The organism is Dyadobacter sp., from assembly GCF_039919315.1.
GTDB lineage: Bacteria > Bacteroidota > Bacteroidia > Cytophagales > Spirosomataceae > Dyadobacter.
The window spans coordinates 1-14,072 of record NZ_JBDSFX010000010.1 but is presented as its reverse complement, the minus strand read 5'-3'; the positions used below and the strand labels follow the sequence as shown (position 1 = coordinate 14,072).

At 45.2% G+C, this 14,072-nt stretch carries 14 protein-coding genes; 7 read left to right on the top strand and 7 right to left on the bottom strand.

The window, feature by feature from the left end:
- Window positions 1–416: 416 nt before the first annotated feature.
- The 3 genes from ABIO93_RS02700 (at window position 417) to ABIO93_RS02690 (ending at window position 2,480) form a co-directional block, all read left to right on the top strand.
- The gene (locus ABIO93_RS02700) at window positions 417–659 is read left to right on the top strand and encodes a hypothetical protein (RefSeq protein ID WP_348064153.1); all 243 of its coding nucleotides are present in this window, start codon (window positions 417–419) and stop codon (window positions 657–659) included.
- 178 nt (window positions 660–837) lie between these two features.
- The gene (locus ABIO93_RS02695) at window positions 838–1,431 is read left to right on the top strand and encodes a DUF6088 family protein (protein ID WP_348064150.1); all 594 of its coding nucleotides are present in this window, start codon (window positions 838–840) and stop codon (window positions 1,429–1,431) included.
- Between the two features lie 29 nt (window positions 1,432–1,460).
- Window positions 1,461–2,480, top strand: a complete 1,020-nt coding sequence (locus ABIO93_RS02690) for a nucleotidyl transferase AbiEii/AbiGii toxin family protein (protein WP_348064146.1) — start codon at window positions 1,461–1,463, stop codon at window positions 2,478–2,480.
- Between the two features lie 7 nt (window positions 2,481–2,487).
- On the opposite strand, the gene ABIO93_RS02685 is transcribed toward ABIO93_RS02690, so the two are convergent.
- The 4 genes from ABIO93_RS02685 to ABIO93_RS02670 all read right to left on the bottom strand — a co-directional run bounded on the left by ABIO93_RS02685 (window position 2,488) and on the right by ABIO93_RS02670 (window position 4,254).
- A complete protein-coding gene (locus tag ABIO93_RS02685) occupies window positions 2,488–2,904 on the bottom strand; it encodes an Imm63 family immunity protein (RefSeq protein ID WP_348064143.1) in 417 nt (138 codons plus the stop codon).
- 2 nt (window positions 2,905–2,906) lie between these two features.
- Window positions 2,907–3,254 (bottom strand): helix-turn-helix transcriptional regulator, encoded by a 348-nt coding sequence (locus ABIO93_RS02680; protein ID WP_348064140.1) that lies wholly within the window; start codon window positions 3,252–3,254, stop codon window positions 2,907–2,909.
- A gap of 6 nt (window positions 3,255–3,260) precedes the next feature.
- Window positions 3,261–3,668 (bottom strand): hypothetical protein, encoded by a 408-nt coding sequence (locus tag ABIO93_RS02675; protein WP_348064138.1) that lies wholly within the window; start codon window positions 3,666–3,668, stop codon window positions 3,261–3,263.
- A 172-nt stretch (window positions 3,669–3,840) separates the two neighbouring features.
- Window positions 3,841–4,254, bottom strand: a complete 414-nt coding sequence (locus tag ABIO93_RS02670) for an Imm63 family immunity protein (protein WP_348064135.1) — start codon at window positions 4,252–4,254, stop codon at window positions 3,841–3,843.
- 166 nt (window positions 4,255–4,420) lie between these two features.
- On the opposite strand from ABIO93_RS02670, the gene ABIO93_RS02665 reads away from it, so the two are divergent.
- Window positions 4,421–5,488, top strand: coding sequence for an alpha/beta hydrolase-fold protein (locus tag ABIO93_RS02665; RefSeq protein ID WP_348064132.1), 1,068 nt, complete (start codon window positions 4,421–4,423; stop codon window positions 5,486–5,488).
- A 2-nt stretch (window positions 5,489–5,490) separates the two neighbouring features.
- Here ABIO93_RS02665 and ABIO93_RS02660 read toward each other — a convergent pair whose 3' ends face one another.
- Together ABIO93_RS02660 and dinD are read right to left on the bottom strand one after the other, a co-directional pair.
- Complete coding sequence (locus ABIO93_RS02660) at window positions 5,491–6,090, bottom strand: alpha-ketoglutarate-dependent dioxygenase AlkB (protein WP_348064129.1); 600 nt, start codon at window positions 6,088–6,090, stop codon at window positions 5,491–5,493.
- Between the two features lie 12 nt (window positions 6,091–6,102).
- Complete coding sequence (dinD, locus tag ABIO93_RS02655; RefSeq protein ID WP_348064127.1) at window positions 6,103–6,939, bottom strand: DNA damage-inducible protein D; 837 nt, start codon at window positions 6,937–6,939, stop codon at window positions 6,103–6,105.
- A 178-nt stretch (window positions 6,940–7,117) separates the two neighbouring features.
- On the opposite strand from dinD, the gene ABIO93_RS02650 reads away from it, so the two are divergent.
- From ABIO93_RS02650 to ABIO93_RS02640, 3 genes are read left to right on the top strand one after another with little or no spacing between them, the layout of a single operon-like run.
- On the top strand, window positions 7,118–8,614 hold the full coding sequence (locus ABIO93_RS02650) for a DNA polymerase Y family protein (RefSeq protein WP_348064125.1): 1,497 nt from the start codon (window positions 7,118–7,120) through the stop codon (window positions 8,612–8,614).
- Between the two features lie 49 nt (window positions 8,615–8,663).
- Window positions 8,664–11,894 (top strand): error-prone DNA polymerase, encoded by a 3,231-nt coding sequence (locus tag ABIO93_RS02645; RefSeq protein ID WP_348064123.1) that lies wholly within the window; start codon window positions 8,664–8,666, stop codon window positions 11,892–11,894.
- Window positions 11,895–11,944: 50 nt separating this feature from the next.
- Window positions 11,945–12,814: a hypothetical protein gene (locus tag ABIO93_RS02640; protein ID WP_348064121.1), complete on the top strand. Its 870-nt coding sequence runs from the start codon at window positions 11,945–11,947 to the stop codon at window positions 12,812–12,814.
- Here ABIO93_RS02640 and ABIO93_RS02635 read toward each other — a convergent pair.
- A partial coding sequence (locus tag ABIO93_RS02635; RefSeq protein WP_348064119.1) for an ATP-binding cassette domain-containing protein occupies window positions 12,800–14,072 on the bottom strand: 1,273 nt, incomplete at its 5' end. The genes ABIO93_RS02640 and ABIO93_RS02635 overlap by 15 nt on opposite strands.

Below are 14,072 nucleotides of genomic sequence, written 5' to 3'. Positions count from 1 at the left end.
CATATTCTTATCGTTCCAAACTCTTAAAAGTATATGGAATACTTCGCTGTTTTGGGTGCGTTGGGAGTTCTTCAATCGTTTGATGCCCATCCGTAGCATTATGGCGAGACATTTTGCTTATTAGGTATACTAGTGTGCTTTAAACCAACTAAATATTAACGGAGGTTAAGTCGGATGAAAGCAAGTTGAAATTGTACTTGCCAACGCTTTCCAGTAAAATATCCCCCTCTCCCAATTTGCATTTCTCCAAATTTCTTCTGAACCTTCAAGCTCCTAATCAAATGTAACATTATGAAGAATCTTGCAAGAAATGCCCTGTTATGGTGGGGGTCGGCGAAAGCTCCCCGAGCGGTGTTACATCTGCTAGGACACCTAAAACAGGGCACCCTGTTTTCCATCCTAATACTGTAACACTAATGCAAACACTACCAAATTCCGACGAATCTCCGGATTCGCAGCACCTGGCTTACGGCCGGGAAGTCGCTGATTTGCTCAGCCAGTGCCCTGCCGCCAGCTGGGTCAATGACCTTTGGGACATTTACACCGGCTATATGCTCGCCCAAAAAGAGATGGGTTACAACCATCGGGCCGCCGACATTTTCACGTCTTTTAAAGAACTGGTGTTTTTCTTCCAGCGAGTGGAAGGAGTAAAAGGGTGAGGTAGTTAGCTGCCTGTTTTCAGTTACAAAGCCAGGTGATCTTGATTGATTGCCTGGCTTTTTTGTGAGGCATTGCTGATGATTCTCGTGCAATTCGTCACACATTAGAAATTTAACCTATATACGTTTTGTCGCAAATATTCGCTATATTTGCGACAAAACGTATACTAATATTTGTATGGAAAGTGCTGATGATCAAATAATTGAAAGAATGAAGCGTTCCCGGAGGGGTACGTTGCACGGTGTGGATAGTTTTTTGGATATCTCGAATGCAAAAACCATATCAAAAGTATTAGAAAGGCTGACTCAAATCGGTGAGCTCCATCGGGTGGCCAAGGGTATGTACGTGCGGCCGGTCGAAGATGAAGCAATGGGCATTGTACTACCAGGAATAGAGGAAATCGCGGAAGCAATGGCCAAACGCGACAAGGCGCGAGCAGTACCAACAGGAAGCTTTGCGCTGTACAAATTAGGGCTGACCAGCCAGATGCCAATGAATATCGTATACTACACAGATTCGTCCTCCCGGCAGGTGAAGGTCGGTAAACAAACCATTACTTTCAAAAAGGCCAGCACACGAAATGTTTCAGCGATCGGTGAAATAAGCAAGCTGGTCATTCAGGCATTGCGGACGATCGGAAAAAATAATGTGACCGAAAACGAAATGCGCGTCATAAGAGAGAGGCTTGCACACGAAAAGCCTTATCAATTGCAGCACGACATTAAGCTGGCTCCCGAATGGATCCGTCAGCTGATGCGACCGTCACTTTAATATAACACACATTTTATGTTTACACACACATGATTGATTTAAAGAGTTTACAAGCATGGCTTCAATTGCCAGATGCAACCCGTCTGAGCATATTCAATGAAACGGGGCGACAAATGGGGTTACCCGGCGTAGCTGTTGAGAAGGATTGGTGGGTAGTGCATACGCTGGCTCTTATTTTTTCAATGGAATGCGCGCCTGCTTTGATCTTCAAAGGCGGGACATCACTAAGCAAAGGTTTCGGGCTAATCCAACGGTTTTCTGAGGATATTGATCTGGCCATCGACAGGGAACATCTGGGATTTGCTGGTGTGTTAAACAGGACAAAAATCAATAAGTTACGAAAAGCGTCCTTCGGCTTTTTGACGACAACTTTCATTGAGGAGCTAGGAAGTAAATTTGAGAACGCGGGGTTCGCGGGAGTTGCTGTTGACTTTCGGAAAACTACGGAGTCTGATCAGGATCCGATTATTATTGAAATTTATTACCCCAAACTCACTGAAAAGGAAACCTACATAAAACCCGGTGTGCTGGTGGAAGTTGGCTGTCGTTCCCTGAAAGAGCCGGTCACGCAGAGGATCTTTTCAACGCTGATCGCCGAAAATTTTCGTGAAAGACCATTTGCTGACAAGCCTATATCTATTCCGATTGCAAACCCGGAGCGGACATTTCTAGAAAAGATTTTCTTATTGCATGAGGAATTTCAGAAATCACCCGAAAAAATACGAGTTGACCATCTGAGCCGGCATTTGTACGATATTGAAAAGCTAAACCGGTCGCCATTCGCTGATAAAGCATTGTCGGATGCTGTTTTATATCAGAACATTGTTGATCACCGCAGGAAATTCACGGCACTGGCCGATGTGAATTATGATAACCATCGGCCAGACAACATTGCATTTGTTCCGCCAAAACACTTGCTACCTTCATGGGAGGCCGATTACCGGCAAATGCGCGAGAATATGATTTACGGAGATACGCTCACATTTAGAGAACTTATTGGAGAACTAGAGATATTGCAGAAGCGAATTAATGGATTGAATTGGTCATGAGCACGTTTTAAAATTGTTTGTCATCAAACGGATGCTTTTCCAAAATCAACCGATGTTCTTCCACCTCTCTGCGTTGCCAATTTTCATTCAGCTTGCCCAGTAGTTCTTCCTGTTTCTGAAACATGATCCTCCTGAAATCCTGTCCGCTCACCCGGGTTTTGCCTTCGTACTTCACAGCCATGGAGAATGTGACATTGGCAAAAATCCAGTAGAGCAGGTCGTCCAGGTCGCCGGTTGCTTTGCGTTCGAGTTCCTGACCTCTTTCCACGATCACGTAATGCCACATGCCTGCGAGGTCCGCTTCTACATGTGGGTGAGCGCCGTCGAGCGAGCGCTCGTATGTAGGTAGGAGTGAGGCAGGTGCCTCGATTATTGCAGCTAATTTCTCTACGATTTTTTCTAACTCAGCTAATGATTTTGCCATGTTCAAACTGCTATCTTCCCCGACCCGGAAATTCTTCTTGCCTTAACGGCAGGTTTCAAATCTGCTTGCTGAGCCAATTCCGTTTTTAACAAATTTTCAACAGATTCAAATTGCAACACTGGCACTTTCCCTACAAGCACAGCCAGTTCAACCAGTTTTGAAATCGTAAAATTGAAATTCCCATTAAGAATTTGGGAAACGTAGGAGGGCGACACACTGAGCTTTTCGGCTACTTGTTTTTGAGTCAGATTATTTTCCTCCATATAAGTATTTAGCAAGCCAAAAACCTCGATCTGAACTTTGGTGAGCCAGTATGTAGGGCTTTTTAACAAATCTTCTCTTGTTTTCATAGCTGTTCAGATTTTGGTTTCTGGAATACCATGCGAATAAATTTCTTTAGCTAATCTGGTTATTTGCTTCAAATCTGCATTTTGCGTGCTTTTTCTTCCACCCATCATAATCACCTTACCTGTTTTTTCTAGTTTAATCAGGTAAAAGCGAAGACTGGAGCTCTTGGCCTCGTATACTTGAAATGGCAAATCCCCCAGCTGCAATACGCGATACATCGTTTTGGGTAACATTGTTAGGTTACACACACATTCGAGAATCGCATAAATTTTGTCAATCTCGTGAGCGAATGCCCCTTCGTACTCAATAACCTTTTCAAATTCGTCGATCGGGCAAACTTGGTTGGTTATTAGTTTGAACAACCTGATTCTGGTGTTACCAACCTTCTCAGATCTTTGGATAGTAAACTTGGGCATAAAGTTAAGTTATAACTTAATATTTTGAGCAAAATTTTGTTTTTTCTTTATGCACAAAAGCAATTATTTGAGATAATACTGAGATTTTAGGAAACCGATTATCAAGTGGGGAGTTTTAGAGGACGAATGGCTATTTAAACAGCTACTAAAATAGCAGTTTGGCGTTTGTTAGCTAGTTTTGGTCATCAAACGGATGTTTCCCCAAAATCAACCGATGCTCCTGTTCCTCTCTGCGTTGCCAATTTTCATTCAGCTCGCCCAATAGTTCTTCCTGTTTCTGAAACATGATCCTCCTGAAATCCTGTCCGCTCACCCGGGTTTTGCCTTCGTACTTCACGGCCATGGAGAATGTGACATTGGCAAAAATCCAGTAGAGCAGGTCATCGAGGTCGCCAGTTGTTTTGCGTTCGAGTTCCTGACCTCTTTCCACGATCACGTAATGCCACATGCCTGCGAGGTCCGCTTCTACATGTGGGTGAGCGCCATCGAGCGAGCGCCCGTATGTAGGTAGGAGTGAGGCAGGTGCCTCGATTATTGCAGCTAATTTCTCTACAATTTTTTCTAAATCTGCTAATGATTTTGCCATGAGATTTTTGAAATGTAATGCCAAAGATAAGACTGAGGCTGATAAAAGACAGCCAGAAACTGCATTACGTATATCCAAAACCGACGGTGGTCAAAAATATTTTATGCTTTGTGTGCGGGTTGCTACTTTGGATGAGTAATGATTTATTCACAGAATCACGCTCCTTATGAAAACAATCACCCTTTTACTTCTGATACCCTTTTTGATCTCCTGGGAGGGAAGCGATGTCGCTGCACAGGATTTGCGAAAAGGAAAACTGGTAACCGAATATCTTACCTCAACCATTCTGGTTGAAAACCGCGTGGGGATCGATCCGAAAAGGAGCATATCTGTTTATCTACCACGTGGTTATGACGAAAATAAAAAGTCTTATCCCGTAGTATATTATTTTCATAGCCTCGGGTATAGCAATGAGCGTTTGTTTGCTGAGGGCAACGATGTTCAGCCCATCATCGACCGTGCCATCGCCAATGGCGTAATTGGGGAATTTATCCTGGTTGCGGCCAATTACAGTTCGCCGACACTCGGAAGCTGGTATGAAAATTCGTCAACCAGTGGGCGTTGGCTGGATTTTACCATAAAGGAGCTTCTCCCATACATTGACGGTCATTTTCGTACCATACGTCATCGCGATAGCCGTGGACTCACCGGCGATTTTACGGGCGGATATGGCGCGATTAAATTTGCAATGCTCTATCCGGATCTTTTCAGCGTAGTATATGCGCTTCATCCGGTTGGAACGGGTTCCGGGTTGAGGCCTATGTCGGGTGTGGTGGACTGGCCAAGGCTTCATCAGGCGAAGGCTTTTTCAGACCTTGGGGGTGACTTTTATGCTCCCGGTTTTGTGGCAATGGCCCAGGCGTATCTTCCCAATCCAGACCGTCCGCCTTTTTACTGCGATTTTGTGGTAGAAATGGAAAATGGCAAACCGGTAACAAAGCCAGATAAAGTTGCCTTGTTGCAATCGCGATTTTATCTGGACGAACTACTCAAAGAAAACGGCGATAACCTGCGAAAAATGCATGGCATTGCGTTTGATTGGGGACGCTACGATCCCACACAGAGCCACGTTTATTCCAACCAGGCCTTTACCCGTAAACTGGACAACCTGGGCATTGAACATATTGCCGAAGAATACAACGGCGGAGCTTATGACAAGAACTGGATCGAACATGGGCGTGTCGAGGATAACATGCTGCCATTTTTGAACCGGCATCTTGCATTCGAGAAGTAGCTTCAGTACAAAACCTTTCTGAATGTGAGATTAATTCTCGCTTTCATGGTTTTCATGGACTTAGCAATTCTATGTTCCCAATATTTTTGCAAATCACCTTTCATTAAAAGTAGTGAGCCATTTCCCAATTCAAGTGAATGCTGTTGCCTGTGATTTTCCTTGTTCCTGAAATCAAAATTCCTGGCCTGCCCAAAACTGACCGAGGCTATTTCCGTTTTAAGGCCAGGTATCGTGTCTTTATCACTATGCCAGGCTACGGAGTCATTTCCGTCACGGTAGTAATTGAGCAGCACGCCATTGAAAGTCATTCCGGTATGAGCCTCCACTTTGGTTTTAATGGCCCAGAGTTCATCAGTCCATGGTGTCGGAACCCGCCGATCATCCTTCCTGATCGGCGGGTCCCCAAACCATGCACATAGCCTTGGCGTCACCACTTCCTTGTCGTACATCATTAGCTTGGTTTGCTGCCAGGTAATGGTTTCCAGAAAAGTGTTCAGATAATGATCACTTTCCTTTTTGTCAAAGAAACCGGCATTATATTCCATCAAATGCTCGGGAAGCAGCAAATGCTCCGTATCATCAAATAACTTAAACTGTTCCATCTCACGTTTCTTTTACCTCTTTCTAATAGGTTTTGGATCATTTTCTTTTGCCAACCTTTTAATGCTCTCGGCACTAGGTAAATTTTCCGGCATTGTCCCACCCAATTCCTGAATCGTTTGGCGAACTTTTTGACCAACTTCGAAATGCGTTTTGTTAGCTTTCTGCTTTCCTGTGATATTTTCCCGTCTCAGCTTATCATCGGTTTGTGTTGTACGGAAAAGGTTAGCGGCTAATTCGGAGCTGCCCATGTGATCCAGAATATGCTGGCTTTTTTTGAGCTCCTTCCTTTCGTGTATAGCCTTTGCGTCCAGTCCTCCGTATAAACCCATATAGCCGTGATTTTGAAAAACAGCATAATCGATCGGTTCGACAACGCCGGCAATGCGGGCAGAGTCAGCTAGCAGCAAATTGTGCCGTGCAACCTCACTACGCAGAAAGACTCGTTTTTCATTTTCGCCGGGCAGATTTTTGTATTCCTCCATTTGCCTTATCTCCTGCAAACGGGTTTGTACGGCGAAATAAGTTTGGCCCAGTGCTACTACTTCTTTTGCGGGATCAGCGTTCTGAACAATCAGATAGCACGCATAACGGGATAGCTTCACATTTTCACTTTTACGTTTAGCCCCTTTTCCAAGTTCGATCATATCGTGCATATCCCCGAAATGATCTGAGACGCTCTGTTCGCTGTTTTTGCATGCTTCCTTGGCTCTTTCGATAACTGCTTTGAAGTATCTGTACTCCGTATATTCCAGCACTTTTGCCAGTTCGCGGGCACTCCAAAATTCATTTCCTTCCTCATCTGCTTTTCTTATTTTCTCAAAAAGCGAAGGTTCTTGTCTTGTCGTCATGGTCATTTATTTAGGTGTGTAAAGTTTGGTTTCTGTCTTGAAAACAAAGTAAGAAAAAACCTTGCACTTACACAAGTAAATTGATATCATTGCGAACAATTTATTGATATTTAAAATATCACTTTTACTTAATATTCTTTAAATCAACTAGTTAATGTATTAAAATGTAAGATATGCCATGCAGCAACGCTTCGCCACTATATGGTTCCGACATCTGGTTACTGACCAGGCTGTGATTGAGCGGCCGGAGCTGAAAGGCGCTCAGTTTGTGCTTGCTACGCCTGAACGCGGACGCATGGTGGTGAAGGCGGCCAGCGCTCAGGCCATTGCCAGTGATATTGAGATAGGAATGGTGGTAGCTGACGCAAAAGCAATTTATCCAACATTGGAAGTGATCGATCACAAGCCTGGTTTAGCGGAAGAATTGTTGAACAGCCTGGCGGAGTGGTGTATACGTTACACACCCATTGCCGCGGTGGATCCGCCCGATGGCCTGATCCTTGACATTACCGGTTGTGCGCATTTGTGGGGAGATGAGCGTGCCTATCTCAAAGAAATTGTTATCAAATTAAGAAGCGCGGGCTATGATGTCAGCGCTGCCATTGCAGATACCATTGGGGCCTCCTGGGCTGTATCTCGATATGGACAAGGGAAACCAATTATTGGAACAGGTGATCAGCTTCAAGCATTGCTGTCATTATCTCCCGCTGCGTTGAGGCTGGAACCTACCATATTGGAGCGTATGCAAAAGCTAGGGTTTTACCAGATCCGCAATTTTATCAACATGCCGCGATCTGTGTTAAGGAGGCGCTTTGGTCAGGTGTTGCTGGACCGTATTGATCAGGCTTCTGGCGTTGCAATCGAGGTTATTCAGCCGGTTCAGCCTGCCGTGCCTTATCAGGAGCGGCTGCCTTGTATGGAGCCGATTGTAACTGCTACCGGCATTCAAATTGCCTTGCAGCGGCTTTTGGAAACGCTTTGTGCACGCTTGGCGCAGGAAGGTAAGGGGCTGCGATCGGGCATTTTTAAAGGTTACCGGGTCGATGGCAAAGTAGAGCAGATTGATATCGTCACCAATCGCGGTTCATGTCATGTAGCGCATTTATTCAGGCTTTTTGAGTTAAAAATACAGACCATTGAACCGGCATTGGGCATTGAATTATTTGTACTGGAAGCGCCTGTTACTGAGGATCTTGCTGCGCATCAGGAGACAATCTGGAATACAGGCGATACCAACAATGTCAGTTTAATGGAACTGCTCGACAGGCTGGCAGGTAGGGCAGGAATGAGCATTATTCATCGCTACCTGCCGGATGAGCACCACTGGCCCGAACGATCTGTGAAACCGGCCGCCTCTGTTCTGGAAAAACCACAAACTTCCTGGCGGACTGACCGTCCCAGACCTGTTTACTTGCTGGCTGAGCCTGAGGCTGTTATTGTGAGTGCGCCTATACCTGATTATCCTCCGATGTTATTTAGTTATAAAGGGAAAACCCATTATACCAAAAAAGCGGATGGTCCTGAGCGGATTGAAAGGGAATGGTGGCTGGAAGAAGGTTTGCACCGGGATTACTATTGCTTGGAAGACCAAAGCGGTGCGCGCTATTGGGTTTTCAGGCTCGGGCACTATGACGAGAACAAGTCGAAATGGTTTATTCATGGTTTTTTTTCTTAATAAGACTTGGTAAGTCTTGAAGACTTGCCAAGTCTCTTGCCACATTACTATGAAATACACAGAATTACAGGTAACGACAAATTTCAGCTTTCTCCGCGGCGGATCGCACCCGGAGGAACTGGTCGCGCAAGCTTTGGAATATGGCTATAAAAAAATCGCGATCACCGACCGAAATACGCTGGCAGGCATAGTTCGAGGCTACGCAGCAGCCAAAGGAAAAGACATTCAAATCATTCCCGCCTGCCGGTTGGACTTGCTCGATGGCCCCAGTTTATTAGCATACCCAACCACGCAACAGGCTTATTCACAGCTTTCTGCATTGTTAACAGAAGGTAATCTCCGAACCGAAAAGGGGAAATGTGATTTGTATAAAGCGGATGTTTATAAATATGCAAAGGGACTGAAATTAATAGCAGTACCACCAGCTGCATTGAACGAACATTTTGACTTTAACCAGGATTTTAAAAATGCATTAAAAGAGTACAAATGGGCTTTTGGAAAAGACATTTACATTGCCGCCGCACGCTCGTACCAGGGCGATGATACCAAGAGATTGTATCGCATTTCGCAATTGGCGGAGCAATTGAATGTCCCAATGGTTGCTACTAATGACGTTTATTACCATCACCCGGGCCGACGGGAATTACAGGATATTCTGACATGCATCCGCGAAAAATGCACCATTTATAATGCAGGTTTCCGGCTTTACCAGAATGGGGAGAGGTATCTGAAAGAGAATGAAGAAATGCTGAGGCTGTTCAGAAATTATCCTGATGCGGTCCACCGGACGCAGGAAATTGCCGATGCCTGCCAGTTTTCTTTGAATGAATTAAAATACGTTTATCCCGAAGAAATCACCAGTGGAAACCGGCCACCATTGATAGAACTTGCAGAATTGGCCTGGAAAGGGGCTGTGGAGAGATTTGGAGAATGTATTCCTCAAAAGGTCGAAGATGCTATTGAGTATGAAATGACTTTCGTGGAGGAAATGGAGTATGCACCATATTTCCTGACGGTTTATGACATTGTTCGTTTTGCCAGAGAACAAAAAATCCTTTGTCAGGGCAGGGGATCAGCGGCTAACTCCACTATTTGCTATTGTTTGGGGATCACCTCCGTGGATCCTTTGGAAATTGACCTGCTGTTTGAAAGATTTATTTCTTCCGCGCGCAATGAGCCGCCGGATATTGATGTGGATTTTGAGCACGAGCGGCGGGAAGAAGTGATCCAATATATTTATCAAAAGTACGGACGTGACCGGGCCGGAATTGTGGCAACAGTAACCCAGCAACACCAGCGAGGTGCAATCCGGGATGTGGCCAAAGCAATGGGCATGTCCGTCGATGCGATTGGCAGACTTTCCAATTCGATTTGGGAATTTACGGATGAATGGTTTGAGGGGAAACGGGTTGCAGAAGAGGGCTTTAACCCCAATGATCCGCATTTGCTCAAAATTTTGGACCTGACCAAGCAGTTTATGGGTTTTCCCAGGCAGCTCGGGCAGCATACCGGCGGTTTTGTAATCACCCAGGGCAAACTTTCCGACCTATGCCCGATCCTGAATGCAAGAATGGAAAACCGTACCTGCATTGAATGGAACAAAGACGACATTGATACATTGGGTTTTCTTAAAATCGATGTACTTGCTTTGGGTATGCTCACCTGCATCCGAAAAGCATTTGATCTTGCCAAAAAACATTATAACAAAGATTACACGCTGGCTAATGTCCCTCAGAAGAGAGAGGATGTGTATGATATGATCTGCAAGGCAGATACCATCGGCGTTTTCCAGATCGAGAGCCGTGCACAGCAGTCTATGTTGCCAAGGCTCAAACCGCGCTGCTTTTATGATCTGGTGATCGAAGTGGCGATTGTGCGTCCGGGACCTATTCAGGGGGATATGGTACATCCTTATTTGAGGAGAAGAAATGGAGAAGAAGATGTCGATTACCCATCCCCTGCACTAAAAGAAATCTTGGGAAAAACACTGGGCGTACCGCTTTTTCAGGAGCAGGCAATGAAAATCGCTATTGTAGCCGCAGGTTTTACACCCAGCGAGGCCGACGAATTGAGACGTAGCATGGCGACTTTTAAGGTCAAAGGAATGGTTGAGAAATTTGAGCGAAAGCTAACTGAAGGGATGACAGCCAATGGATATACCAAAGAATTTGCGCAGCGCATTTTCAAACAACTGGAAGGATTCGGGAGCTACGGTTTCCCGGAAAGCCACGCCGCCAGCTTTGCATTGCTGGTGTACGTTTCCTGTTATCTCAAATGTGTATACCCGGATGTTTTTGCCACCGCTTTGCTGAATAGCATGCCGATGGGTTTCTACCAGCCAGCGCAGATTATCATTGATGCGAGAAATCATGACGTGGAGGTTCGCCCGATAGATATTAACTACTCCAATTGGGACAACCTACTGGAACAAAAAGCCGATAAATACTGCCCGATCCGTCTGGGATTCAGGCAGATAAAAGGCCTGCGGGAAGAGGATATGCAACTGTTAACGGCTGCCAGAACAAAGCCATTTACCAATATTCACACATTAAGGGACGCAGGAGTTTCACAAACTGCCTTGGAAAAGCTGGCCGACGCCGACGCATTCCGGTCAATTGGTTTGGACCGGCGGCAGGCATTGTGGGAAGTGTCAGCATTGAGCGACAGGCCCATTGGTTTGTTTGAAGGACAGCCGTCTGAAAGTGCATTGGAAGCGGAGGCGGATTTGCCCAAAATGTCTGCTTCCGAGCATGTGGTGCAGGATTATGCGTCAACTTCTTTGTCTTTAAAAGCACATCCTGCCAGTTTTGTGAGAGAAAAACTCAAATCGTTGAATGTATTGACTACCAATGGTCTGGAACTTATTGGTAACACAAGAATGGTGAAAGTGGCTGGTTTGGTATTGGTCAGGCAGCGGCCTGGAACCGCAGGGGGCGTTTGCTTCATTACCATTGAGGATGAAACAGGATATGCCAATCTTGTTGTTTTTGAAAGCCTTTTCGAAAAATACCGCAAAGAAATACTGCGGTCCCGTCTGCTGATGGTCGAAGGAAAGTTGCAACGCGAAGGCGATGTGACTCACGTGATTGTCCAGCGCTGTTTCGATTTGTCGGTAATGCTGCGCAAGCTCACGACGATAGAAGACGAAAACCCTGATGTACTTACCCTTTCGCGCGCTGACGAGAAAGATGAATACGTTTCTCAGGCCATTAACAAACGCACCCAAGTGCGGAAAGAGGTACAGACCGAGATTTTTCCAACGGGGCGGAATTTCAGGTAGTAATGGCTAGTTTAGTGGTTGTAAATCAGTACCGATATTTAGAAAGCCTCATGCTAGAATTGCTCGTTGTTGCCACGTTTTTTGGATATATATATTATTTAAGAAATTACGCCGATCTGCGCAGCAAATCGGAAAAAGAAGAGGCCGAATTTTCACCGGGCGTGGAAATGTACAAAAGCGGCCGGTTCGATGAGGCTTATGCATATTTTGACAAAAAAGTACAAAACAGACCTAAATCCTGCATTGCGTTTTTGTACAGAGGTTTAACTCAAAAGGGGAGAGGTAATGTATCTGAGGCATTTGATGATATTCAAACCGCAGTGAGCCTGGACGATGAGGCTTACAAAGCGCATTTGGAGTTTGGTAAATTGTACATGGATACCCATGACTATGAGACCGCGCTTTCAAAATTTAACAAAGCGATTGTTAAAGCCGAGGAAACCTCCCCGCAGTCGTATCAGTGGCGAGGCCAGGCTTACCTGAAACTGGGACGGGAAACTGAGGCGCAAGAGGATTTTGCAACCGAAAAACGACTCATTGAACAGTCTGGAAACCGGGACGCAACTTCACAAGTTAAAGCACCATTTGTTGATAAGAAATTGATAGTTAGTATGGTCATGATCGTTTTTACAAGCGTGCTGATTATTTTGGGAGTTAAAGATGCCGAAAGCGTTCACCTTCCTTATCTGGTAGCAGTATTTTGCGCCATTGCGATTGGTTTTGTAGAACCTCATAAAGGCTGGCTGCTCGCGCTGATGCAATGTGTCCTGGTGTTAAGCGGCTACTTTTTATTTACTACTCAACCCGAGACAAGCGGCAGCCGCGAGCTCGAAAATTTCAGCCTCTATGGTTCGGTAATTCTTACATTCGTTGCCAGTTTTTTGGGTGGGTTTATGAAAAGGGCTTTAAATATGCAGTAGGGGCTGCAAAGTGATCGAATGCACCATATGGATCTGTTTTAGAAAATATTCATCGTGCGAAACGACCAAAAGTGTCCCCTGGTAATCACTGATCGCAGCGGTGAGTATTTCAATGTTCTGAATGTCCAGATTATTAGTCGGCTCATCCAGGATGATCATGTCCGGCGCCTGGTTACTAATCGTCAGTGAACAAAGCATCATCCGCATTTTCTCACCACCACTGAGCGCTATACAAGGTTTGTCCCAATATTCCTTTGTGAACAAAAACCTGTTTAAACGGATTTTAACCTCATGTTCCTGCAATGCACCGGAATTGTAATGTTGCGCCTGCTCGTAAACTGTCAGGTTATTATCAATCAGCGAATAGTCCTGGTCAATATAAATGACTTTCATATCCGCTCTTTCAATGGTTCCCGATTGCGGTAACAGGTTGCCCAAAAGCATTTTGATCAAGGTCGTTTTACCCGAACCATTCTGGCCCTTGATGGCGATACGCTCGCCGCTGGTGATCTGAAAACTCATTGAATCTTTCCAGAGCAGTTGATGATCGTAGCCGAAATTGATGTCCTTTGCCGTTACCAGTACTTTCCCTTTGTGAAGCTCGGAATGATCAAGATTCACCTTCATTTTGTCCATGTCCGACATGGAGGCGCGAAGTTGGCTCAGATCCTGTGAAATGGCGCCCACTTTTTCCGCGTGTACACCTTTTATTCGCGAGGTGCTTTTCTCCGCATTGTTTTTAAAAGTATTCATGGAAATGGTAGGGAGACCCGCTTTTTCTTGTTTTTTCTTACCGCGGGCATCCAGCTTTTGCTGACGCTCCAACGACTCCCTTTCTATTTCCTTAACCTTTCGAAGTGCTTTTTCCTTGCTTTTCAGATCCTGGTTCAAGGCCTCGCTTTCGACCGCTTTTTGTTCTGCATAAAACTCATAATTGCCGCCGTAAACCGTTATGCCTCGTTTGCTGAGTTCATAAACGGTGTTCAGCAGGTTTAGTAGCGTCCTGTCATGGCTCACTACCACCACTGTGGCCGTCGTGGATTTGATATAATCATAAAGAATACCTCTGCTGACTGAATCCAAATGGTTACTAGGCTCATCCAGCAATACTATTTCCGGACTATGGATCGTGATACCTGCCAGTATCTGTAAAAGGGTTGATTTACCCGAACCATTATTACCTATCAGTGCAATTTTATCGTGTCGATTGATAGCGAGATTGATGTCAGTAAATAACAAATCTCTATTAGGATGCGTG

Bases quoted from the DNA above. Each gene is read 5' to 3' on its own strand.
- ABIO93_RS02645 (WP_348064123.1), top strand. From the start codon at position 8,664: ATGAAATACACAGAATTACAGGTAACGACAAATTTCAGCTTTCTCCGC.
- ABIO93_RS02660 (WP_348064129.1), bottom strand. From the start codon at position 6,090: ATGGAACAGTTTAAGTTATTTGATGATACGGAGCATTTGCTGCTTCCC.
- ABIO93_RS02670 (WP_348064135.1), bottom strand. From the start codon at position 4,254: ATGGCAAAATCATTAGCAGATTTAGAAAAAATTGTAGAGAAATTAGCT.
- ABIO93_RS02690 (WP_348064146.1), top strand. From the start codon at position 1,461: ATGATTGATTTAAAGAGTTTACAAGCATGGCTTCAATTGCCAGATGCA.
- ABIO93_RS02650 (WP_348064125.1), top strand. From the start codon at position 7,118: ATGCAGCAACGCTTCGCCACTATATGGTTCCGACATCTGGTTACTGAC.
- ABIO93_RS02680 (WP_348064140.1), bottom strand. From the start codon at position 3,254: ATGAAAACAAGAGAAGATTTGTTAAAAAGCCCTACATACTGGCTCACC.
- ABIO93_RS02700 (WP_348064153.1), top strand. From the start codon at position 417: ATGCAAACACTACCAAATTCCGACGAATCTCCGGATTCGCAGCACCTG.
- ABIO93_RS02685 (WP_348064143.1), bottom strand. From the start codon at position 2,904: ATGGCAAAATCATTAGCTGAGTTAGAAAAAATCGTAGAGAAATTAGCT.
- ABIO93_RS02695 (WP_348064150.1), top strand. From the start codon at position 838: ATGGAAAGTGCTGATGATCAAATAATTGAAAGAATGAAGCGTTCCCGG.
- ABIO93_RS02640 (WP_348064121.1), top strand. From the start codon at position 11,945: ATGCTAGAATTGCTCGTTGTTGCCACGTTTTTTGGATATATATATTAT.
- dinD (WP_348064127.1), bottom strand. From the start codon at position 6,939: ATGACGACAAGACAAGAACCTTCGCTTTTTGAGAAAATAAGAAAAGCA.
- ABIO93_RS02675 (WP_348064138.1), bottom strand. From the start codon at position 3,668: ATGCCCAAGTTTACTATCCAAAGATCTGAGAAGGTTGGTAACACCAGA.
- ABIO93_RS02665 (WP_348064132.1), top strand. From the start codon at position 4,421: ATGAAAACAATCACCCTTTTACTTCTGATACCCTTTTTGATCTCCTGG.